Origin of the sequence: Dyella jiangningensis (genome assembly GCF_003264855.1) — a bacterium.
Classification (GTDB): Bacteria; Pseudomonadota; Gammaproteobacteria; order Xanthomonadales; family Rhodanobacteraceae; genus Dyella; species Dyella jiangningensis_C.
In genome coordinates this window covers 1,466,914-1,488,703 of the sequence record NZ_NFZS01000001.1, presented here as the reverse complement: position 1 = coordinate 1,488,703, position 21,790 = coordinate 1,466,914, and the positions used below count along the sequence as shown (strand labels likewise).

General features: G+C 64.7%; 24 protein-coding genes. 10 read left to right on the top strand and 14 right to left on the bottom strand.

Annotation, left to right across the window (positions count from 1 at the left end; all coding sequences use genetic code 11):
- Window positions 1-44: 44 nt before the first annotated feature.
- Window positions 45-848 (top strand): class I SAM-dependent methyltransferase, encoded by an 804-nt coding sequence (locus tag CA260_RS06595; protein WP_111981559.1) that lies wholly within the window; start codon window positions 45-47, stop codon window positions 846-848.
- 215 nt (window positions 849-1,063) lie between these two features.
- Window positions 1,064-1,744: a MarC family NAAT transporter gene (locus CA260_RS06590; protein WP_111981558.1), complete on the top strand. Its 681-nt coding sequence runs from the start codon at window positions 1,064-1,066 to the stop codon at window positions 1,742-1,744.
- Window positions 1,745-1,808: 64 nt separating this feature from the next.
- On the opposite strand, the gene CA260_RS06585 is transcribed toward CA260_RS06590, so the two are convergent.
- Window positions 1,809-2,789 carry an alpha/beta fold hydrolase gene (locus CA260_RS06585; RefSeq protein WP_111981557.1) on the bottom strand — a complete coding sequence of 327 codons (981 nt, stop codon included), beginning with the start codon at window positions 2,787-2,789 and terminating at the stop codon, window positions 1,809-1,811.
- A gap of 103 nt (window positions 2,790-2,892) precedes the next feature.
- Between CA260_RS06585 and CA260_RS06580 the strand changes: the two genes are divergently transcribed.
- Window positions 2,893-3,792 carry a helix-turn-helix domain-containing protein gene (locus CA260_RS06580; protein WP_111981556.1) on the top strand — a complete coding sequence of 300 codons (900 nt, stop codon included), beginning with the start codon at window positions 2,893-2,895 and terminating at the stop codon, window positions 3,790-3,792.
- 73 nt (window positions 3,793-3,865) lie between these two features.
- Here CA260_RS06580 and CA260_RS06575 read toward each other — a convergent pair whose 3' ends face one another.
- The 4 genes from CA260_RS06575 to CA260_RS06560 all read right to left on the bottom strand — a co-directional run bounded on the left by CA260_RS06575 (window position 3,866) and on the right by CA260_RS06560 (window position 7,924).
- Window positions 3,866-5,185 carry a hypothetical protein gene (locus tag CA260_RS06575; RefSeq protein ID WP_111981555.1) on the bottom strand — a complete coding sequence of 440 codons (1,320 nt, stop codon included), beginning with the start codon at window positions 5,183-5,185 and terminating at the stop codon, window positions 3,866-3,868.
- 140 nt (window positions 5,186-5,325) lie between these two features.
- Window positions 5,326-6,009 (bottom strand): methyltransferase family protein, encoded by a 684-nt coding sequence (locus tag CA260_RS06570; RefSeq protein WP_111981554.1) that lies wholly within the window; start codon window positions 6,007-6,009, stop codon window positions 5,326-5,328.
- A 3-nt stretch (window positions 6,010-6,012) separates the two neighbouring features.
- On the bottom strand, window positions 6,013-7,026 hold the full coding sequence (locus CA260_RS06565) for an aldo/keto reductase (protein ID WP_111983036.1): 1,014 nt from the start codon (window positions 7,024-7,026) through the stop codon (window positions 6,013-6,015).
- A gap of 13 nt (window positions 7,027-7,039) precedes the next feature.
- A complete protein-coding gene (locus CA260_RS06560) occupies window positions 7,040-7,924 on the bottom strand; it encodes an EamA family transporter (RefSeq protein ID WP_111981553.1) in 885 nt (294 codons plus the stop codon).
- Window positions 7,925-7,989: 65 nt separating this feature from the next.
- Between CA260_RS06560 and CA260_RS06555 the strand changes: the two genes are divergently transcribed.
- Together CA260_RS06555 and msrA are read left to right on the top strand one after the other, a co-directional pair.
- Entirely contained in the window at window positions 7,990-8,565 is a 576-nt protein-coding gene (locus CA260_RS06555; protein ID WP_111981552.1) for a CGNR zinc finger domain-containing protein, read from the top strand.
- A gap of 185 nt (window positions 8,566-8,750) precedes the next feature.
- Window positions 8,751-9,263, top strand: a complete 513-nt coding sequence (gene msrA / locus CA260_RS06550) for a peptide-methionine (S)-S-oxide reductase MsrA (RefSeq protein ID WP_111981551.1) — start codon at window positions 8,751-8,753, stop codon at window positions 9,261-9,263.
- An 85-nt stretch (window positions 9,264-9,348) separates the two neighbouring features.
- On the opposite strand, the gene CA260_RS06545 is transcribed toward msrA, so the two are convergent.
- Window positions 9,349-10,479 carry an SDR family oxidoreductase gene (locus CA260_RS06545; RefSeq protein WP_238149628.1) on the bottom strand — a complete coding sequence of 377 codons (1,131 nt, stop codon included), beginning with the start codon at window positions 10,477-10,479 and terminating at the stop codon, window positions 9,349-9,351.
- Between CA260_RS06545 and CA260_RS06540 the strand changes: the two genes are divergently transcribed.
- The gene (locus tag CA260_RS06540; RefSeq protein WP_238149702.1) at window positions 10,375-11,181 is read left to right on the top strand and encodes a helix-turn-helix transcriptional regulator; all 807 of its coding nucleotides are present in this window, start codon (window positions 10,375-10,377) and stop codon (window positions 11,179-11,181) included. The genes CA260_RS06545 and CA260_RS06540 overlap by 105 nt on opposite strands.
- Before the next feature lie 40 nt (window positions 11,182-11,221).
- Here CA260_RS06540 and CA260_RS06535 read toward each other — a convergent pair whose 3' ends face one another.
- Entirely contained in the window at window positions 11,222-11,620 is a 399-nt protein-coding gene (locus CA260_RS06535) for a hypothetical protein (protein ID WP_111981548.1), read from the bottom strand.
- A 746-nt stretch (window positions 11,621-12,366) separates the two neighbouring features.
- On the opposite strand from CA260_RS06535, the gene CA260_RS06525 reads away from it, so the two are divergent.
- Window positions 12,367-12,738, top strand: coding sequence for a hypothetical protein (locus CA260_RS06525; RefSeq protein ID WP_238149627.1), 372 nt, complete (start codon window positions 12,367-12,369; stop codon window positions 12,736-12,738).
- A gap of 85 nt (window positions 12,739-12,823) precedes the next feature.
- On the opposite strand, the gene CA260_RS06520 is transcribed toward CA260_RS06525, so the two are convergent.
- The 4 genes from CA260_RS06520 to CA260_RS06505 all read right to left on the bottom strand — a co-directional run bounded on the left by CA260_RS06520 (window position 12,824) and on the right by CA260_RS06505 (window position 16,294).
- The gene (locus CA260_RS06520; protein ID WP_111981546.1) at window positions 12,824-13,369 is read right to left on the bottom strand and encodes a DUF488 family protein; all 546 of its coding nucleotides are present in this window, start codon (window positions 13,367-13,369) and stop codon (window positions 12,824-12,826) included.
- An 8-nt stretch (window positions 13,370-13,377) separates the two neighbouring features.
- Entirely contained in the window at window positions 13,378-13,593 is a 216-nt protein-coding gene (locus CA260_RS06515; RefSeq protein ID WP_111981545.1) for a DUF2945 domain-containing protein, read from the bottom strand.
- Between the two features lie 197 nt (window positions 13,594-13,790).
- Window positions 13,791-15,107 carry a metal-dependent hydrolase family protein gene (locus CA260_RS06510; RefSeq protein WP_111981544.1) on the bottom strand — a complete coding sequence of 439 codons (1,317 nt, stop codon included), beginning with the start codon at window positions 15,105-15,107 and terminating at the stop codon, window positions 13,791-13,793.
- Window positions 15,108-15,313: 206 nt separating this feature from the next.
- The gene (locus tag CA260_RS06505) at window positions 15,314-16,294 is read right to left on the bottom strand and encodes a GlxA family transcriptional regulator (RefSeq protein ID WP_111981543.1); all 981 of its coding nucleotides are present in this window, start codon (window positions 16,292-16,294) and stop codon (window positions 15,314-15,316) included.
- 120 nt (window positions 16,295-16,414) lie between these two features.
- Here CA260_RS06505 and CA260_RS06500 point away from each other — a divergent pair, with 120 nt between their 5' ends.
- The 3 genes from CA260_RS06500 to CA260_RS06490 all read left to right on the top strand — a co-directional run bounded on the left by CA260_RS06500 (window position 16,415) and on the right by CA260_RS06490 (window position 18,644).
- Entirely contained in the window at window positions 16,415-17,056 is a 642-nt protein-coding gene (locus CA260_RS06500) for an HD domain-containing protein (RefSeq protein ID WP_111981542.1), read from the top strand.
- Between the two features lie 139 nt (window positions 17,057-17,195).
- Window positions 17,196-17,663, top strand: coding sequence for a DUF1348 family protein (locus CA260_RS06495; RefSeq protein ID WP_111981541.1), 468 nt, complete (start codon window positions 17,196-17,198; stop codon window positions 17,661-17,663).
- An 84-nt stretch (window positions 17,664-17,747) separates the two neighbouring features.
- Window positions 17,748-18,644 (top strand): TolB family protein, encoded by an 897-nt coding sequence (locus tag CA260_RS06490; RefSeq protein WP_111983035.1) that lies wholly within the window; start codon window positions 17,748-17,750, stop codon window positions 18,642-18,644.
- Window positions 18,645-18,759: 115 nt separating this feature from the next.
- Here the strand turns inward: CA260_RS06490 and CA260_RS06485 are convergent, their stop codons facing one another.
- From CA260_RS06485 to CA260_RS06475, 3 genes are all read right to left on the bottom strand, one after another.
- Window positions 18,760-19,872 carry a glycosyltransferase family 4 protein gene (locus tag CA260_RS06485; RefSeq protein ID WP_111981540.1) on the bottom strand — a complete coding sequence of 371 codons (1,113 nt, stop codon included), beginning with the start codon at window positions 19,870-19,872 and terminating at the stop codon, window positions 18,760-18,762.
- Window positions 19,869-20,600 (bottom strand): polysaccharide deacetylase family protein, encoded by a 732-nt coding sequence (locus CA260_RS06480; protein ID WP_238149626.1) that lies wholly within the window; start codon window positions 20,598-20,600, stop codon window positions 19,869-19,871. Before CA260_RS06480 ends, CA260_RS06485 begins: the two co-directional genes overlap by 4 nt.
- Before the next feature lie 598 nt (window positions 20,601-21,198).
- Window positions 21,199-21,786, bottom strand: a complete 588-nt coding sequence (locus CA260_RS06475) for a 2'-5' RNA ligase family protein (protein WP_111981538.1) — start codon at window positions 21,784-21,786, stop codon at window positions 21,199-21,201.
- Window positions 21,787-21,790: the final 4 nt, after the last annotated feature.

Sequence of the window (21,790 nt, the reverse complement as noted above, 5' to 3'; positions counted from 1 at the left end):
GTTTTAGGCGTAGTCTTGGGTTTCCACGTCAGGAGGGTCGAACCATGTTCCACCGCACCTGCAAGCTGCTCGCGCTGTTTTCCATCGCATGGCTGGGCGTGGCCGCGGCACACGCTGCTACATCCACACCGCCCGAAGTGACGCTGCAGGCCGCCGCCAATGGCGCGTGGCGCTCCGACGCCAACAAGGCGCGCAACACCTATCGTCATCCCGTCGAAACGCTGGAATTCTTCGGCCTGAAGCCGGACATGACCGTGATCGAACTGTCGCCCGGCGGTGGCTGGTATACCGAAATACTGGCGCCCTACCTTGCTCCCCACGGGCACCTGGTGGAGGCCGCTTCGCCCAAGGGCGAGAAATTCAACGCGAAGCTGAAAGCCGATCCTGCCGTGTACGGCCACATCGCCAAGGTCATTCCGTTCGCGCCACCCGGGCAGGTGAGCCTGGGGCCCGCCAACTCGGCCGACATGGTGCTCACGTTCCGCAATGCGCACGACTGGCTGATCGACAGCCCTGAAACGCTGGAAGCCGTTTTCAAGTCCGCGTTCGACGTGCTGAAGCCGGGTGGCGTGCTTGGCATCGAGGAACATCGCGCCAAGCCATTCGGCGATCCGCATGTCACCGCCGGCGCGCTGCATCGCATTTCCGAGGACTACATGATTTCGCTGGGGCTGAAGACCGGTTTCCGCCTCGCCGGCGTGTCGCAGGTCAACGCTAACCCGGGCGATCCCGAAGACATCAACGTGCATCGCCTGCCACCTGACCTTTCCGGTCCGGAAGACGAGCACGCCAGGATGAAAGCCATCGGCGAGTCGGACCGCATGACACTGAAGTTCGTGAAACCCTGACACGGGCCGCCGTCGTGCCGCTATCGGGCCTCTCCTCGCCGGCGATAGCGGCATGATGGATGGCGTGGCTCGACGCCTGCAATGCGGCGCATGAGCGAATCCCCCAGATTGCCACCGAAAGCTTGCGATCGGCTGAGTCGTGGAATCACGATTTGATCATGCGCATCGTTGGATAAAGGCGGCTTCACTCTCCACGTCCACCGGAAATCGCCGCTATGCACGGATTTCTGAACGACGTTGTCGTCGGCTTGCTGGGCCTGACCACCATCGCCAATCCCGTCACCAGCGCCACCGTGCTGCTCGCGTTGACAGGCCGCTATCCGGTGGCCGAACGCAATCGACAGATCACGCGCGCCACCATCTACGTGACGATCGTTCTGCTGATCTGCTTCTACGCCGGCAAGGCGGTCATGAACGTGTTCGGCATCTCGCTGCCCGGCCTGCGGCTGGCGGGCGGATTGATCGTTTCCTACATCGGCTTCGGCATGCTGTTTCCCCCGGCACGGCTGGGCGAAGACGAGGCACAGGCCGAGATGGCGGCGGAAGACCAGACGACGCAGCAGCAACTGCCCGACGTCGCCTTCATCCCGCTGACCATGCCGTGCACCACCGGCCCCGGCACGATCGCCTTCATCATCAGCGCCGCAGCGACCGTTCCGGAACGCGGTTACACCTACAACGTCAATTTCGCCGTCGTCACCATTGCGCTGCTGTTCGCGCTTGAATTCTGGCTGTGCATGCGCGGGGCAAGCCCGTTGCTGCGACTGCTGGGCGAAAAAGGCGTGGACGCGATGGCACGCGTGATGGGTTTCCTGCTGGTCTGCATCGGCGTGCAATTCGCCATCAACGGCATCCACGACCTGCTGACTGCATGGGGCTTCATCGCCGGGACCTGATCGTCGCCGTCGCTTCGTGCGGCGCCCATGTCGTCCGGCCCGCCTCTCGCCCAAGGGCGGCGCGTCAGCTCACGCCCCACAATCGCCGGGCCTCTTCGGCTATCGCCTCCGGGAATTCTTCCTGGAAGAACAGCTTGCCTTGCTCTACGCGTCGCACGCCTTGCGACCGGGGAAAGCTGCGGTCGAGATAATCGGCATCGGCCAGCCTGAAGATGCTGTCGCTGACGCCCCACACCATGCGCACGGGCACTTCGCTGCGCTTCAACGTGGCCTCGATGCCGGCCAGGGGATTGGCGTCGAGCGCGAGATGGAACGCGTGATACTGCGCCCGCCGCAATGGCGAACCGACCAGCGGCGTCACGTAGTAGGCGATGGTCTCCGCGGTCAGCACCTCGGGGCGTGCATACACCGCTGCACCGAAGGTGGATCGTGCGAGCGCCGTGTCGGTCAACCACTGCGCAGTGGTATCGGCGAGTGTGCCTGCCCGCGCCATCTCGATGACGGGCTTCACGCCGGCCGGCGGACTGTCGATCTCCACGTCGCCATTGGTCAGCAGCAGCGACCTCACCCGCGAGGGATGGCGCGCCAGGAACAGTTGCGCGACGGCACACCCGATGTCGCTGGCGACGATATCCACGTGCCGCACCGAAAGGTGGTCCAGCAAAGAAGCGAGCATCGCGACCTGCGCGTCCGCCGCCAGCGATTGATGCTCCGGTACTTCGGAATAACCCAGGCCCATGAAGTCGGGCGCGATGCATCGCCGGTGCGCAGAGAGTCGTTCCAACGCGCCCCGCCACTGGAAGCCGTTGAGCGGCGCACCATGCAGGAACACGGCCGCCTCGCCTTCGCCCCGCTCGACATAGGCAATGCGACCGAACGGCAAGTTCGCATAGCGACGGGAGGCGCGGAACCACGCTGCGTCCATCGAGCCCGCGGTCGCGTCGGAGCCCGGCATGCGCAAGGGTGCGGCCCGAAGCACCGAGGTCCCAAGCACGCCGGCGACCATGCCGACGCCGCTCCACTGCAGGAATTGCCTGCGCTTCATCGTGATGCTCCATCGAGGGTACGAGTCGCCAGCATGGCGAAGCCGCCTCGGCGGCGCGCGCACGTTTGGATGGTCCTGCGCAGGAAAGGATGATTTCCGGCACATGCCGACATCACCGGCCAGGCCTTACAACACCCAGGTGAGCAACGACCGGCCCTCGTGCTACCCCACGCCGACCGCGGCCCCGTCCTCGGGCGACGGGGCGTTTCGCCTTCCCCTGCTCGATGTGTTGACCTCGCCCGTACCCGCCGGCCTGTTTCCCTCGCCGGTGGACACGCGTCACGTGCTCTGTCTGCATCTTGGCGAACCCGTGCCCGTGTCGTACCGCGCAGGTCGCGTCGAGCGGCAAGGCGTCCGCCTGCACGGACAGTTCTGCGTCGTACCCGCAGGCTCCAGCACGCTGTGGACGATGTCGGCTCCCGCGCATTCGCTGCTGTTGAGGCTGGCACCGTCGCTGCTGCGCGACACCGGCGAGAACATGGGATGGGGCGAACGCAACAGCGCGCTCGCGCCTTCCATCCATATCCGCGATCCGCAGGTCGAACACATCGGCTGGATGATGCAGGCGGAGGCGCGCGACGCGTATCCGGGTGGGCGCCTGTTCGTCGACAGCCTGGCCACGGCGCTGGCCGCGCGACTGCTCACCCTGCAGGCGCGTCACCAGCGGCCCGCGGCGGCGGCGCGCGCCCTACCCGCTTGGCGGCTGAACCACGTCATCGAATACATCGAAGCCCATCTGGACCAGGACCTGACCCTCGCCGAACTCGCGGCGGTGGCAGGCTTCAGCGTGTCCCATTTCAAGCCGCTGTTTCGCCAGGCGGCGGGCAAACCCGTGCATCGTTTCGTGCTGGAGCGCCGCGTGGAGCGCGCGCGCTGGCTGCTGCAGGAAGGCCGCGGCAGCATCACCGACATCGCGCACCAGACCGGTTTTGCCCATGCCAGCCACATGGCGCGATGCATGCGGCGACTGCTGGGCGCGACGCCCTCGCAGATCGCCGGGTAGGACGGCTGATCGTCGGAGATCGACTGCAAGCGATGGCGAAGCGACGGTCGCGGACCGCCGCTTCGACGCAAGCTCAGAACTTGTAGGTGATCATCAGGCGGTTGTAGACGAACGCCTCGTTGCCCGGGTTGAGGTTGTTGGTGCCACCGGTCGAGCGCTCCCAGCGATCGCGCAAGGTCAGACCCTTCAGCACGCCATCCATGTTGTAGATGATGTCGAAGTAGAGATCGTGGCTGTTGCCGCGCAGGTCGGTGGTGTACTTCGCGTAGGCCGCTACCAGCTGCAGCTTCTTGTCGAAGAAGCTGTACTGCGCACGCGCCTTCCACGCATGACCCGGCCCTTGTTCCACCAGGCCGCGGATCATCGAGGTGGTAAACAGCGGATCGGTGGCATAGTTGCTCGTGTACGGCGAAATGATCGCGCCCTCGCCCACGGCGCCCGACTGGTTCGACAACTTGTTGTACGCCACGTCGATGCGGCCGTCGCAGATCGACGTACCCAGGTCGGCACCCCACGCCTCCGCACGCACGCGCGTGCCCGCCACGCCGAACAGCTTGGTGTGCGTGTCCACCAGGATGTTGCCGTTGCCGCCGTTCTCGGTGAGGTACTGCAGCGAGAGGAACGGATCGAAGTGCGTATCGGTCTTCAGCGTATAGGTACCGTCCGCATAGCCCATGCGCGCGAAGTCGATGAAGTTGTAGTACCAGGCCTGGGCCTTGATGGCGTCGTGCGTGTAGGTGGTGCCCGCCGCCCATGTGCCATCGGCCTTGGGCGCCGTCGAGGGCAAGGAGCCGTTGTTGCCGTACATGGAATCGCCGTCATACCGCGAGGGGTAGTACAGGTTGTCCGAGTACATGCCGGTGGACGTGCGACTCTTCCATTCGAAAGTGCGGATGGCATAGATGTGCCAGTCCTTGTCCGGCGTGATGTCCACCATCGCCGCGTTGTACGACGAAGGAATCACCCGCGAGTCGTTGTTGCCCATCCACGGCGTGTTGAGGTACTGGTAGCCGCCACGCACCAGGAACCCGTCGCGCTTGTATTGCAGGTAGGCCTGGGTGAAGGCGCCGATCGAACTGTTCGGCCCCATCAGCGAGGTATCGACCTTGGCGATGTTGTCCGAATTCGTGCCCAGCGCATTGGCCGTGGCGAAGGAAAGCCCCGCGCCGAAGCCACCCCATACGCTTCCCGATTGCAGGTTGACCAGCGCCGCCAGCGAGAGCGCATGCGCATCGGGGGTATGTGGCGTGTCGTAAAGGCGATCGAAGTTGTAGAGCCTCAGCTCGCCGTCGATGTGGCCCTTGTCGAAGAAATCATTGAAGCTTCCGCTGTCGGCGTGGGCGGCTGTCGCGCAGATGCCCAACGCCAGGGCGGCGGCTAGCTGGTGTCGCATGCAATCTCTCTCCCTTGTTCCCCACGGGCATAAAGCGGCGTCCTCGAACAGGGCGCTGCCGCGGCGGCGATTGTAATCAAACTGTCATGTTTCGCCTCGTGAAGAAATGTCATGAGCTCATGACGAACGGCGAACTATCGCTACCAGAGGCCCGGCAGCAGGCGAAAGCGCACGCGTGAGGCATAGGCGGCATAGCCGGGCAGCCGCTCCTTGAGCAGTCGCTCCTCGTCCAGCAGCCGAACCACGAGGGCCCATGTCGCCGGCACGGCGCCCAGCCACGCATATGCCGAACCCAGCGCCGCCGGGGTGGCCAGAAAGGCCAAGGCGGATCCCAGGTACATCGGATGCCTCACCCACCGGTACGGGCCGGCGGACGCCACGACTTGCGCTGGAGCCACGCCCACCGTGGCGGCGGCATGGCTGTTGGATCGGAACGACGCGAACACGATCAGCAGCCCCACCACCACCACGCCGTCGGCCACGGCCACGACCGCCGGCGGCATGCCCGACCATCGCCATCGATGGTCCAGACCTGCCAACAGCAAGGTCGCGAGCAGACAGACCGCCGACACCGCCTGGATCACGCGTTGGCTGGACATCGACTCGGCGCCAGGGCCAGCCCGCAATCGACGACGCACCAGCGACGGATCACGCCGGAGGAAATACGCCGTGTTGAAGCAGCTCCCGGCCACGTAAATGCCCGTAAATGCCCACGCCTGCCAGAAGCGCAGCGTTCCCGCCGATACGAACAGCAGCGCACCGAGGACCAGCGTATTCAGCAAGGTCTTGCGCCATGCCTGTGACGGCAGCGTCGGCGTGGTCATCGATCAGGCCCTGCGTTCGGAGGATGTAGCGTTCGCGATCGACGGCGATGGGTGGCCAAGCACCCGATGCGGTCGGTAAGGCGCTTCGAGCAGACTGCACTCCTGGGCCGTCAGCGCCACGTCGAGGGCGTCGACCGCCTGCTCGAGGTGCGCCAAGCGCGTGGCGCCGAAGATCGGTGCCGTGACGCCAGGTTGATGCAGCAGCCACGACAACGCCACTTGCGCCTGTGACACGCCGCGCCCCTCAGCCACCTGTGTCACGGCATCGACCACGTCGTAGTCTTCTTCCGCGTAGTACAGGCCACGCGCAAACGCATCGTTGGCCGAGCGCAGCGATTCGGCGGGGCCACGTGGCCGCGTGAGAAAACCCCTTGCCAACGGGCTCCAGGGAAGCACCGCGATGCCTTCCTCGCGACAGAGCGGAAGCATTTCGCGCTCCTCCTCGCGATAGACGAGGTTGTAGTGGTTCTGCATCGAGATGAAGCGGGCCCATCCCTCGCGCTCGGCAATCATCAGCGCCTTCTGAAACTGCCACGCGAACATGCTGGACGCGCCGATGTAGCGCGCCTTGCCTGCACGCACGATGTCGTTGAGCGCCTCCAGCGTTTCCTCCACGGGCGTTTCATCGTCCCAGCGATGGATCTGGTAGAGGTCGACGTGATCCATGCCCAGTCGCGCCAGCGACGCATCGATGGCCGCCAAGAGGTGCTTGCGCGACAAGCCGCGCTGATTCGGGCCGGGGCCCATGGGGTAGTACGCCTTGGTGGCGACCACGACGTCGTCACGCCGCGCGAAATCGCGCAAGGCACGGCCCAATACGCGTTCGCTCTCGCCGCCCGAGTACATGTCGGCCGTGTCGAAAAAATTGACGCCAAGCTCCAGCGCGCGGCGGATGATCGGTCGGCCTTCCTCTTCGCCGAGGATCCAGGCCTTCGCATCCGGGCTGCCATAGCTCATGGCGCCCAGGCACAGGCGCGATACCTTGAGGCCGCTTCGTCCCATGTTGACGTAGTGCATGGCCATTCCGCGATCAGGCCGGTGGCCGGTGAAGTGCGACGCCCGATGCGACCAGCAGCACCCCCAGCAGCTCCAGCGCGGATGGCATCTGTCGCAGCACGACGATGCCGATGATCACCGCGGTGGCCGGCAGCAGCGCAACGAACAACGCATAGGTCGAGCGTGGCAGCCTGCGCATCGCCAGCTGGTCGAACACATAGGGAATCACCGATGAACTGATGCCCACGACGATGCCGGCGCCCAAGGCCACCGGGTCCAGCAGGGCAGGTGCGGCATCGCGAAAACCCAGGGGAGAAATCGCGATACCGGCGACGATCATCGCCGCCCCCAGCCGGTCGATCGGACTGGTGGCCGGATCGGCGCGGGACACGGCGTGCGCCAGCACGATGTAGAGCGTGAACAGCACCGCGTTGGCAAACGCCCACACGAACGCCTGCGGCGAACCCGCGATGCGCAGCTCGGTCAACAGATAGACGCCGCCGACGGTCAACACGAGGGCGCCCAGGTTGCGCATGGAGCGCGCGCCAGCCAGTGCCAGCGCCACCGGACCCGCGAACTCGATGGCCGCCACCGTGCCCAATGGCAACACGGCGATGGCGCGGTAGAAGCAGTAATTCATGGCGGCAAACACGCCACCGAGCGCCAGCATGGTCCACTGCGCCTGACGCGCTGCCGCAAGGAAGGCTCGCCAGGGCCTGCGCCACAGCGCAAACACCAGCGCCGCCGACACGATCCGCAACCACGCCACGCCGGCGACAGGCACTCGCGCAAACAGCAGCACCGCGAACGAAGGGCCGAGGTAGTGGAAGATCGCGCTGCCGACAAAAAACAGATGCGGGGGCACCCGCCCCGACAGCGGCGTCGAGTCGATTCCAACTTTACCGTCTATATCGCTCATGACGGTGAAGTTTATAGACCTGCATGGCTCACCTGTCAAATGCAAATAGCTGGTAAGATGGATGCATGGAAGCACTCGACCTCGATTCCGGTGATTACGGCGGCACCTACAAGCTCGTGGGCGGGCGGCCGTGCCTGGACTTCGTCAACACGATCAGCTGGCCCGGGACCGAGCGGGAGCACGACTGGTTGTCGTCTTCCGACAACGCCAGGCGCTGGTTCGCGGCCGTCGACCTGCCCTTTCCGCGCGCCAGGACCGTGGACCTGACCGCCCTCCACAAGACACGGCACATGCTCGCGCGCGTACTGCGAACCCTCGCGCATGGCGAGCGGGCGCCTGACACCGCCATCGCCGAGCTCAGCAAGGCCGTGGCCCGCGTCTACCAGCATCGCGTGATCGATCCGCAGACGCTGGCCTGGCACGTGCCTGCGCCGCAGAACGCCACCGAGGCGCTCGCGCCGATCCTGCTGGATGCTGCCGAACTGGTCACCGCGGGAACCCATGAACGCCTGCGCTGCTGCCCGTCCTGCGACTGGCTGTTCGAAGATCAGACCCGCAACGGGCAGCGCCGCTGGTGCGACATGGCCGACTGCGGCAGCCGCGACAAGGCCCGCCGCTACTACCACCGGACCAAGGCCTGACTTCGTCGCGCGAACGCGGGCCCTGACGCGCCGTTTGCACGACACGGACACTGCGCAGGTGTAACCCTTGGCGGCTCTGGAGCGAATTCACAGGCAGACGCTCCCTTGTGCAGCCGGACAAGGCGCACCACCTTGATGGCATGCCGAGAGATCACGCATTACCGACATCGACGGAAGGACAGACCATGACGACCAAGACCGAGATCGCCATCCTCGCGGGCGGTTGCTTCTGGGGCATGCAGGATCTGCTGCGACGTTACCCAGGCATCGTGTCCACGCGTGTGGGCTATACGGGCGGCGACGTGCCCAACGCGACCTATCGCAACCATGGCACGCACGCGGAAGCGATCGAGATCGAGTTCGACCCGAGCCGCATCAGCTATCGACAGATCCTGGAATTCTTCTTCCAGATCCACGATCCGACCACGAAGAACCGCCAGGGCAATGACCTCGGCACCAGCTATCGCTCGGCCATCTTCTATCGCGACGATGGGCAGAAGGCGGTGGCCGAAGACACCGTGGCCGATGTCGATGCCTCGGGCCTGTGGCCGGGCAAGGTGGTGACCGAGATCGCCCCCGCGGGCCCGTTCTGGGAGGCGGAGCCGGAGCACCAGGATTACCTGGAGCGCTTCCCCAACGGCTACACCTGCCATTTCATCCGGCCGGACTGGAAGCTGCCCCAGCGCAAGCAGGCGTAACGGAGAGAGGCATCCGCCGCCATGCCGGCGGATGCCTTTTGCGGGACGGGCCCGTCCCGGCGCGATCTCTCCACGGGTTACACGATCAACCGAAATAGTCGGCGTCGCGCAGGTCAGCGAGCAGGTCCGGACGCATGGGCGTCCAACCCAGTGCGTCGCGCGTATGCTCACTGGAGGCAGCCATGTTCATGCCGACGAATGGCGCCAGCCATTCAAAGTGCGACGGGGCCTGCTCCTTCGATACACTGGTGACCGGCACACCGAGCCGTGTACCCACGGTTTCGGCAATCTGCCTGAAGAAAAGACCTTCTTCGGCCACCGCATGGTAGCGAGCGCCGCTCGCACCACATTCCAGCGCAAGCCGGAACACACGCGCCGCGTCATGGCGGTGCACGGCCGCCCAACGGTTGCTGCCGTCACCGATGTAAGGCGACACGCCGTGCTGGCGCGCAAAGGCAATCACGCGAGGCACGAAACCATGGTCGCCCTCGCCATGGACCGTGGGCGGAAGCCGCACCACCGAAACGGGCACGCCTTCGACGACGTATTTCATCGCCGTTGCTTCCGATGCCCGCGGATAGTGATCCGATGCGGGGATCGGTTCGTCCGTTTCTACGCACACCGGCCCCGACGCCAGCACCGCGAATCCCGAGGTGACGACCAACGGCCGCGCGCTGCCGCGCAACGCCTGGCCCAGCGCATCGATGGCACGGCTTTCCGTCCGCGCGTTCTCGGCGAAGCGCGAAAAATCGTGGTTGAACGCCGTGTGGATCACGCCATCGACACCCTCGACCCCGGCCCGCAAGCTGTCGGCATCTTCCAGCGAGCCTCGGTGAACCTCGGCCCCCGCCGCCTGTAACGCGGCAGCAGCGGCGTCGGTACGCGCCAGGCCCAGCACCGCGTGGCCCGCACGCAACAGCTCGTCGACCACTGCCGACCCCACGAAGCCCGTTGCTCCAGTGACGAATACACGCATGAGCACATCCTCCTGGTTGAGAGGAGCGCTATGCTGGGGACCTTCGACATCCAGGTAAATCTGGTTGTTTATCAGGGTATAAGCACTAACAGGATCGCGATGGCCACGACCAGAGAAAGTCCGCTCGGCACCTTCCTGAGGGAGCGGCGTACTCACCTGGACGCCGCCGCGCTCGGCTTCGAGTCGAAGCGACGGCGTACCAGCGGGCTGCGCCGCGAAGAAGTGGCCCAGCGCGCCCACGTCAGCACCACCTGGTACACCTGGCTGGAACAAGGCCGCGGCGGCGCGCCCTCGGCGCAAGCACTGGACCGCATTGCCCGCGCGCTCATGCTCACGGAGGTCGAGCGCGAACACGTCCACTTGCTCGCGCTGGGACGTCCGCCCGGCACCGGCTACCAGGGCGCCGATGCCGTCACGCCACGCGTACAGCGCGTGCTCGACTCCCTGCCCTACAGCCCCGCCATGGTGCGCACCGCCACCTGGGATGTCGTCGCGTGGAACACCGCCGCGGCCACCGTGCTCACCGACTACGGCACGCTCGAACTGCACAAGCGGAACATACTCAAGCTGCTGTTCTGCGATCCGCGCGCCAAGCAGATGCAGCAGGAGTGGGAAAGCGTCAGCCAGTTCGTGGTCGCCGCCTTCCGCGCCGACGTGGTTCGCGCAGGCGCAAGCGACGAAGTGAAAGCGCTTGTCGACGAGCTGTGCCGGCAAAGCCCAGACTTCGAAGCGCTATGGCGCAACCACGACGTACGCCATTACAGCGACCACGTGAAACATCTGCGCCACCCCATCCTCGGCGAGATCGCCCTCGAACATTCCCAGTTCGCCGTGGACGGCCGTGCCGACCTCTGCCTCGTCGTCTACAACCCGGTGACGGAAGACGATGCGCGACGCATCAGGCAGCTGGTCGATGCGAAGCTGGCGACGCGCGAAGCCTGATCGGAAAGCGCGCGCCTCGCGGCGTTGAGCCCGGCGCAGCTCAGCGCGTCTTCACAAGCCCGAGGTCGGCTCGCGCGAGCCGCCGCACCGTGCTTTCCGTATAGATCACGGCCGACACGTCGAAGCAACGGGAGCCTGCGCCCGAGACCACGATCGCTCCGTTCAAGGTCTTGAGATTCGGCAGGTCACTCGCGCCATGGCCGGCGGACAAATGCAGCTTCGTGCGCGACGACACCGGCCGCTCGACCTCGATGCTCCAGTCGGAGGGTATGTATCGCACCGCCCTGAATTCGCCGCAGGCCAGCGTGACGCGTATGTCGTTGATGCGCAGGTTCGAAGCGGGCGCAACGAGCGATGCGGGCCATGAAACCGTGTACAGCTCTTCGCCCGCAGCCCTCGCTGCCATGAAAGAGAGCGCCAGCAAACCAAAGACCAGCATGCGTACCGTATTAGACATAGTCCCGTGCCGTCGCGTTGATGTTGGTCCATCGATCCGCCTCGTTTGGACGGCTGCCTTGATCGATGTGTTTCGTCCGACCCGATCATTCTTATCGACATCGACGCGCGGCGCTACCGGCGTCGAACATCCACCGTCCGAAACGGGTCGCACGGCATCCATCCTTGCGCCTGCCATACGCTGCACAAGGCAGCCATGAGCATTGATCCACGCAACACGCGGGCTTGCCAGGGCTTTCGCGTCCGTCGAAAAGAAAGGGATGCTTAATGCCTGGCACGTCCATATGGCATGGTTAAGCTGATTGAAAGCATTCGGGGCGCATCGTCCGCCCACTGAGCCAGACGAATGGCGGTCCCGGGCATGCGCTTCTCAAGAGAGCAGTTAGCAGATCGGTTCAGGCTGCTGGACAGCGAGCTCACCGAGCTGAAGGCGTCCGGCTCCGCGGAAGAAGAACTCTGGCGAACCATCGAAGTGAGGACACACGTGCGCGCGTCCTCGATTTCCGACGCAGACAGGCACTGGTGGTGGCAGCAGCTTTACGACCTCACCGAGCGCCACGGTCTTACCGACCTGTGCCGGCCTTGCAACGATCAGGAGGAGGGGCGACCGGCGTGTGAGGTTCGGGGCGAGTACACGTCATGATGGCCGCCCCTCCTCGGGGCCACGATCGACAACGTTCATGAGCAGCACGCCGGCCTGCTGACGGCGATCGCAGGCAATCCCCATCCATGGGCACGGTTCAGCCTTTTGCCGTGGAAAACGCGGCCGTTTCGGAAGCAGCCAGCTTTGCACGGCTATCCTGCCCCTCGGATGAGGCTTGGGATACCGCCATGTCAGCGGATACGAAAACTCCATTCGAACACGTCAACGACGTCGTGGCGCAACTCAAGGAGATGCGTCACTACGCAAAGAACAACGTGGAAACCCTCACGGCGCAGTGGCTGCTCTTCGATGGCGAGCTGAAGAAGCTCAAGCGCTCTGGTGAGATCGATAACCTGATGACGCGCCAAAGCGAGCTGCACGACGCGCTCAACCAGGAAATCGAGGAGCTCGAAAAGCTCGCGGTGACGCTACAACCGCCCCCGGAAGAGAGCCCATAGGCCACATCGTGGGACGCTGCCGGCCGCCGCGCTCCACGGACGTCGTGCGCCGTGGTGGGTTCTTCATGCGCTGTCGCCACCGTCGTCAGGACGATGCGGCCGCGACGGCCGGATAATGGATCGTTCCGTCGGGTTGTAGCACGGCGCCGTCGGTAAACCGCCCTTCGCTCACCTGGCCACGCCCCAGGATGTGCAGCACGGTCTCGCCTCGTGCGATGAGGTAGTCCGTGATGATGCGCCGATGGCAGCGCCACCACACCGCCTCCGAACACATGATGGCGCAACAATGCGCATGGCCCTGCTCGATCAGGTGATCCAGGCCTGTACGAAACTCGCCGGAGAGCGCGTAGTCCGCGTAGTTGTGGAAGCTCTGGTTCGACCAGAATCCATTGACGCCAGCCGGGATCTGCTTCGCCCTGCCGCGGCGGCCACCCAATGCGGCCGCGTGCTCATAGTGGATGCCGAGCGGCGCCAGGCTGCCGGGTAGTACATCCTCGTTGAACTGCGGATGGGTGTACGACCCCGGAAACGCGCGCACGTCCACCAGCAACTGGATATGCGCATCGCAAAGCAGCGCCACAAACTCCTCCACGCTGCGGCTGGAATGCCCGATGGTGAAGAACGCGGCCATGGCGCGGATCAGCCGCGCAGGTGTCGCAACGCGGCTCGCTTGTGGGCCGCCACGTGATCGGTCTTGTCGCTTTTGATCTCGTACTGCGGATCTTCCTTCGACGCGCGATGCGTATGCCCTTTGTAGTCGAAATCGCTCGTGTGGACGGCAATGATGGTGCCCGTCACATGCCCCGCCTCGGAATTCCAGCCGACGTGATCGCCAACCTTGAATGCTTTGCTCATGGTGACATCTCCTGCGATCGCAGGTGCCGGCATGTCACCGGAGGGCGGCATGCCTCATGCCTGTGTTCCCCCACGTTATCCATGACCGCGGGGCTCCGGCGTGAAGATGGCGGACTTGTCCGTCACGCCGATCTTCACGCCCTCCCGGATCTTTTCCGTTCGCCTTCACGTGGCAGACACGCCGAAGATCGCCGTGATCAGCGCTTGATCTCGTTCTTGTCCACCGCTCCGCCCTTCATCACGAAGCCGACGTGCTCGAGCTGCGAAACGTCCTTGATGGGGTCGCCATGGACGGCGATGAGATCGGCGAAATAGCCCGGTGCGACGGCCCCCACCTTGCCCTTCATGTCGAGCAGGTCGGCAGCATTGACCGTGGCGGCCTGGATCGACTGCATCGGGGTCATGCCCCACTTGGTCATGACGGCGAACTGCTTGCCGTTCCAACCGTGCGGATAGACGCCGGCGTCGGTACCGAATGCCATCTTCTCGCCGGCCTTCACCGCGCGCTGGAAGTTTTCGCGCTGAAGGCGGCCCACCATTTTTTCCTTTTCGACGGTGCTCGCCGGAAAACCCTTCTTGGCGTATTCGCTGAGGATGTAATCGTCGTTGTAGACGTCGAAGTCGAGGTAGGTGCCCTTCTGCTTGGCGAGCTTGAGGCCTTCGTCGTCGATCATGCTGCTGTGCTCGACGGAGTCGACGCCGGCGCGAATGGCCATCTTGATCGCCTCGGCGCCGTGCGCGTGGGCGGCGACCTTCCTGCCCCAGCGATGCGCTTCGTCGACCAGTGCGTTCATCTCTTCCTGTGAATACTGCGGCGCGCCCACCGAGCCTTCCGCGCTCAGCACGCCGGCGCTGGCCATGAACTTGATGACGTCGGCACCGTTCTTCACGTTCTCGCGGATGCGATGGCGGATGGCATCGACGCCATCGGCCACGCCGTCGATGCCGTGGAACTCGATCCAGGGCGAGAAGCCGGTGGTGCCATCCGCGTGGCCACCCGTGGCGCCCAGCGGCGGACCGGAGACCAGCATGCGCGGGCCCGGAATATCGCCACGATTGATCGCATTGCGCAGGGCGACGTCGACATAGTCGTCGGCGCCGAGGTTGCGCACGGTGGTGAAACCGGCGTCCAGCGTGCGCTTGGCATAGATGGGAGCGAGGATCGCGGAATCGATCGCGCTGCGCTTGAGGATGGCCTCGTAGTAGTCGCCCTTCACCTCGTTCGGGTCCCCGGTGAGGTGCACGTGGCAGTCGATCAGGCCCGGCAGCAGCGTGGCACTGCCCAGGTCGATGACGTTGGCGCCTGCCGGCACCTGCCCGTCGTAGCGCACCTCGGTGATCTTGTCGCCGTCGATCACCACCAGCGGGTTGTCCCGTACGGTGCCGGATTGCGTATCCACCAGATGGGCAGCGCGCACGACCACCTTGGCCGGCGCGGCCGGTGCGTCATCGGCCAAGGCGATGGTGGACCCGAGGGACAGCGTGATGGCGGCGAACAGGGGCAACAAACGCATGGAAGAACATCTCCGTGGCAATGGGTGTGGATGCTGCGGGCAGACAGCCCGAGCGTGCGCCCTTGCGCCACGACCATGCGATCTCCCCTTCGCCAACATACGCGAAAGCCGCCCGCGGCGACACACCGGCTGCCGATGGTCGTCGAAGCAACGGCACGCGACCGACGCGAGCCGAAGCCACCGCGGCCGACCCCAACGCTACACGGCTATGCGTCGGTCGCGAATGCGGCGTGCCGCTTGCGGTACTCGGCCGGCGTGACGCCCACGTGCTGCATGAAGGCGCGACGCAGGTGGTCGACGTTGCTGAAGCCGCAGTCGGCGGCCACCTGCTTGGGTGCGCATTGGCCGCTGTCCAGCCGGTCACGCGCCGCCGACACGCGGATCGCTTCGACCCAGGCCGCGGGCGTGCTACCCACCTCGGTGCGGAACAGTCGCGCGAAGTGGCGCGGGCTCAGCTGCATGCGCTCGGCGAGCCGTGGCACGCTGTGGTCCTCGGTGAGATGCGTGGCTACCCAACGCTGCAGTTCCTGCAAGGCGGAGCGCCCCGCCGGCATGGCCTCCCCGCGCCGGCTGAACTGCATCTGCCCGCCCGGCCGCTTGAAGTACATCACCAGCTGGCTGGCGACGCGCAGCGCCACCTCGCGGCCCAGGTCTTCGGTAACCAGCGACAAAGCCAGATCCAGGCCTGCGGTGACGCCGGCAGCGGTGCGCACCTTGCCGTCGGCGACGTAGATCGCATCGGCATCCACCTCGACCATGGGGAAGGCCTCCGCCAACCTCGATGCCACCGACCAATGGGTGGTGATGCGACGGCCGTCCAGAAGTCCGCAACCCGCGAGCAGAAATGCGCCGCTGCAGATCGATCCGTAACGACGCGCGCGCCTCGCCCGCTCCGTCAGCCATCGTCGCAAGGCGGACGATGGATCGAGGTCGGGCGCATGCGGTGCGCCGGCCACCAGCAAGGTATGGATCGCGGCATCGGTCTCTTCCCGGATGGTGATGTCGGGGAGGAGCCGCGCGCCGGACGAGCTGCGGATGGGCGCGGCGGACATGCCCGCCACCAACGGCCGGTAATGCTCCTTGCCCAGCTGTGCGTTGGCCTCGGCAAACACGTCCAGCGGGCCGGCCACGTCCAGCAATTGCACGCCGGGCACGGCGAAGATGGCGATGGTATGCACGGTTGCCATGTCGTTGCCTCCACGTCCGAGGGGTGCGCCAAATGTCCGTATTTTACGCATTACTCAAATTGAAGCCACCCAGCAGCGAGCCTAGCATGGGTTGCACTTCCACCATGCAGGAGTTTCCCCATGAACCTGGCGATAGACGGGGTACGCATACCCGACAGCACACTGGCCCGCGAGATCACGACGCTGGTGCGCGATACCGAGACCGATCTGCTGTTCCACCATTCGAGCCGCGTCTACTACTTCGCCGCGCTCGCCGGCCGTCGACGCGAACTGTCCTTCGATCCCGAGCTGCTTTACGCGGGCGCCATGTTCCACGACATGGGCCTGATGCCTGCCCACAGCAGCGCGAACGATCGTTTCGAGGTGGACGGCGCCAACGTGGCGGCGGACTTCCTGCGCAGCCACGGCATTGCGCCGTCGGACGTGTACACCGTGTGGACGGCGATCGCGCTGCACACGACGCCGGGCATTCCGCAGTACATGGATCCCGTGGTGGCGCTGCTGACCGCCGGGGTGGAAATGGACGTCCTCGGCATAGCTTATGAGCAGTACGGCGATGTTGAGCGCGAGGCGATCGTGCGCGCACACCCGCGTACACCGCGCTTCAAGGAGGACATCATCCAGGCGTTCTACGAGGGCATTCGGCACAGGCCCGAGAGCACCTTCGGCAACGTGAAGGCCGACGTGCTCGCCGACAAGGATCCTTCGTTCCGCCGCGGCAACTTCTGCAGCGTCATCCGTTGCTCGCACTGGGCCGGATGAAGGCGCCTCGCCCCTTCGCGCGACGGCCATGGCGGCCCTGCCGCGTGCGGCGGATAATGGCCATCCGGACGCATGCCGCCATGGCAGCGGGCAGCCTTTGTCGCGAGGCCTTCGACTCTTCCCCACTACGAGGTGCGCCATGGAGATCAGACAGCCTGTTCCGCCGTTCACCCGGGAAACCGCCATCCAGAAAGTGCGCATGGCCGAGGATGCGTGGAACAGCCGCGATCCCGAACGCGTGTCGCTGGTCTATACCGTCGACACGCACTGGCGCAATCGCTCCGAGTTTCTCGACGGGCGCGACGCGGTGAAGGCTTTTCTTCGACGCAAGTGGAATCGCGAACTCGACTATCGCCTGATCAAGGAACTGTGGGCCTTCGACGGCAACCGCATCGCGGTGCGCTTTGCGTATGAATGCCACGACGATTCCGGCCAGTGGTACCGCAGCTACGGCAACGAGAACTGGGAGTTCAACGATCAGGGCTTGATGGTGAACCGACACGCCAGCATCAACGACCTGCCCATCGCCGAATCGGAGCGCAAATACCACTGGCCGCTGGGCCGTCGGCCCGATGATCACCCAGGGTTGAGCGAGCTCGGGCTCTGAGTGGCGGGACACCTCACGTCGGATGTTGGCTCGACGCCGGAACGTCCTGCTAGCATCCGGCCACCTCGTTCCGGAATGATCGGCATGAAGCACGCCCTCCTCGTTCTGCTTGGTGCCATGGCACCTCTCTATGGCGTCATCGCAGGGTCGTCGAACGTGGTGAAACCCTGGGCACCCTCTGGCATTTCGAGCGAGCTGTTCGAGTCCCACGCTGCCTTCGATCCGCACTCCGGCGATCTCTATTTCGTGCGCAGTTCCAAGTCGTTCTCGGGGTGGCGCATCCTCACCTCCCACTGCGATGGCAAGGGCTGGACCAAACCGGTGCCCGCGCCATTCGCCGCGGACGGCGTGGAAGCCGATCCGTGGTTCACGCCCGACGGCAAGAGCGTCTATTTCATCTCCACCCGCGTTACCGGCAGCCAGAAGAGCAAGGATCTGGATATCTGGCGTGCCGATCGCGGCGAAGATGGTGGCTGGAAGCCCGCGGTGCGCCTGCCGGCTCCGGTGAATTCCGATGAGGCCGAGTGGTTCCCGCGCCTGGCGCCGGATGGATGGCTGTACTTCGGGTCTAACCGGCCCGGTGGATTCGGCAAGAACGATATCTGGCGCGCGCGTGAAACCTCACCCGGCCATTGGACTGTGGAAAATGCCGGCCCTGCCATCAACACGGCCGGCAACGAGTACGAACCCCTGCCTTCGCCCGACGGCAAGCGGCTCATCGTGATGGCCGATGGCGGCTTGTACGAATCGCACATGACGCCGGACGGTTGGTCGCCACGCGTGAAGCTCGGTCCGGAAGTGAACGTCAATGGCAGCGAGATCGGCGCGCTGTTCTCACCCAGCGGCAATTCGCTGATGTTCGCGCGCGACACGGGCGAACCGAAGTCGGGCGAATTCTTCGTATGGCAGCCGCAAGGTGCGGAAGCATGGCCGCCCGCGTGCGCCGCATCGACGGCACAGGCGGCGACGGCACGCAGATAGCCGTCGCCGGATTGGAACCGCGACGTACGTCATCCTTGACGATCATCGGCCAGGCCGCACGCCACTCGCAGGAGCCGCGGCGGCGCGGCCGGCGATGGGAACGACTACGCGTTTCTTACGTCGGAGCGTGCTGATAGTGGTGCAGCGCTTCGTCGCCATAACGAAGCAGCTGCTCGAAGTCACGCGCAACCGCCGCGTTGCTGAAGTGATCCACCACGTGGGTGCGCGCAGCCGCGCCCATCTCCGCGCAAAGCGACTTGTCGCACAGCGCGAGGATGCGGTCGCGCCAGGCCGGAATGTCGCCAGGCTTGATCAGGAAACCCGTCACGCCATCGCGCATGGTTTCCGGCACGCCGCCAATATGACTGCCAAGCACCGGCACGCCGCAGGCCTGTGCTTCGATGGAGACACGACCGAACGTCTCCAGCTCCACGGACGGAAACGCCAGGAACGAAAAGGCGCGGTGGTAGCGGGCGGTATCCGCCACCCACCCCGTGAAGTGGTGGCGCGTGGGAAAGCCACCCTGGTCGGCCATGCGATGCAGCACCGATTCTTCCGGTCCGTTGCCGACCCAGAGCGCATGCAGCCGCGGATTGATGCGCATCGCCTCATTGGCCGCCTGCATCAACTGGGCAACCCCCTTGCCGCCGTGCATGCGGCCGACGAAACCCATCACGATGTCGTCATCGGCGATGCCGAATTCCCGCCGCACCTGCGAGCACCGCTGCGCATCGGGCTGGAATTCGTTGACGTCCACCGGGTTGTAGGAAATCCACACCCGATCCGCCGGCACGCCCCAACGCAGATAGGCATTGCGTGCAAATTCCGAGACCGCGATGAAGCGGTTGGCAAAGCGCGGCACGCCCCATTCAGAGAGCTTGCTCATGCGTGGATTGCGGTGACGGAACAATGCGACCGGCGTATGCGTCAGTCGTCCGCTGGCGATCAACGGCCAATATTCCTTGCCGAAGTTGCCGATCAGCCAGTCTGGCGAGAACGCCGCGATGCGACGCATCACCATGGAATAGCCACGCAGGTCGTGGACATTGCGGAACGAACTGACAAACGTGGGCACGCCCGCCGCCGCCAGCCCTTCGCCAATAAGCCCCTTGCGCGAGACGATGGCTTCCACCTCGTGGCCCGCCTCGGCCATGGCCTTGGCGAGCGTGACGAAATGCGTTGCCGCGCCGGTGTTTTCCGGATTGGTGCCAACGAAGAGAAGCTTCATGCGCGCTTGTCCTCGTAGCCGCTCATCACCTTCGCCGCGACCTGGGGAAGCACGTGATGTCTCGCCACCTGGATGCGCGGGAGCCGCATGAAGTCGATGGAAGGCTTCGCGTCGGCGCGACCGCGATGGGTCGTCGTCGCCGCGTCGAAACCGGCAGTGCGCACCGCGTCCACGGCACGATCATCATGGTCGCCGTAGGGATAGCAGAACTGGCCGACGCGAATGCCGAGCCGGTCTTCCAGTTCGGCCTTGCTGCCGTGCACTTCGTCGCGCTGCTGCTGCTCGCTGCATTGGCTGAGTCGAACGTGGGTGCGGGTATGCGCTCCCACTTCCATGCCGCCGCCGTGCCAGGCACGCAATTGATCCACCGACATCATGGGCTTGCGCACGCCAAGGCGGTCGGCATCCCACACGTTGTACTGGCCGACGAGGCTGCTCACGACATAGCAGGTCGCGGTGAATCCATGGCGTTGCAGCACGGGCATCGCGGATTCGAGATTGTCCGCATAACCATCATCGAGCGTGATCACGGCAACGCGGCCGTTTTTCTCGCCTCGAAGGTAAGGCATGGCATCGGCCATCGACACGCCGCGATAACCGAACATCTTCAGCATGGCCATCTGGCGTGCGAAGGACGAGGGCGATACGTAGAGGCTTCGATACACGCGAACGTCCTGCGGAACGCGCGCGATGTTGTGGTACATCAGGATCGGGATTCTCACCAGCATCTCTATGGGGAAGGCATCTGGTGAGACATTGTTATGACGCAAACTCGCAAGGCAAGGCGAAAAGCCCGAAATTTCAGCCGAATTTGCCGCTTATTCACCTATTTCGAAAATACTCGCGTCGAAACTGTCGAGCGGCTTTCGATGGGCATATTTTCTTTAGCTTCGCGTAATGTTCGTTCGCGCGGAAAGCGATCTCGCCTGCAGGACACGCCGCTCTTGAAGCTTTCATCAAGCTGTCAATCAAGGCCATGCATGGGCAGAGTCAAAAACAGGAAATCGGGCGTATAGACGTCCAAATGATGCAGGCAATGAATGGAAACCTCTGAATCAGGCGACAATCTCGCATGGCGCGAACGCGCCAGCAGTGCACTCGACGAGGGACCACGAAACCTCGTCGCGCCCCACACTCACAAGCGGGCGGTCGGCGGACAACTTGACTCAAGCGAACGGCACGATTCTGCGATCGAACCGTGCCATCACTTCCGCCGGAAGCGGCGAATGTACGAAGGTCGGGATGCATATCAGCCCGAGCGGCTCGAGCTTTTCGACACCATGGCGCGTGATTTCTCTGGGGCATCGCGCCGCCCCAGTCCATGCGCTAATGCAGAGACCAGCGTCCAATGATCGCGTGCAGGTGCTTGCCTACATGGCTGCGGATGAGCACGAATTCGTCCACATGCCACTCGACCGCCTCAGCCGGGCTGTACGGCGCCTCGACACGATCGGCGTAGAAGAGCGTCACGTGAGGCGCCAGCCGGCCGCCGTCCCAGCCGAACCCGTGATTGAACAGCGCCTTGCCCAGGCCGTCCTTGAGGGCCTGCACGCGCGCGCTGCTCGCCGCATCGCCCCGAAGCACGAGGCACGACTGGCCGGATCCACCGTTGAAGGTATCGAATCCATCCAGGCGCAGGCCGAAAGCCGAGGCCTTCACCTCAGCACCGGCGCGCAGCAACGACTCCTCGAAAGGTGCACGGAGTCGCTTCAGGGCTTTCGGCGTGCACAGCGAAAGATGTAGCCGGTGATCCTCAACCGGTGTGGACCTGCCTACGCGCAAGGCGCGAGTCGCCGACTCTCGCCTTGCGCCGATCTGCTGCTGCGTGTTCCCGTGCGGCATCAATGCGAAGAAGTAGGTGCAGTCGGGCTCCCAACCTTCGTCGCCTGACCATCCGAACAGATCACCAGCCACGCCC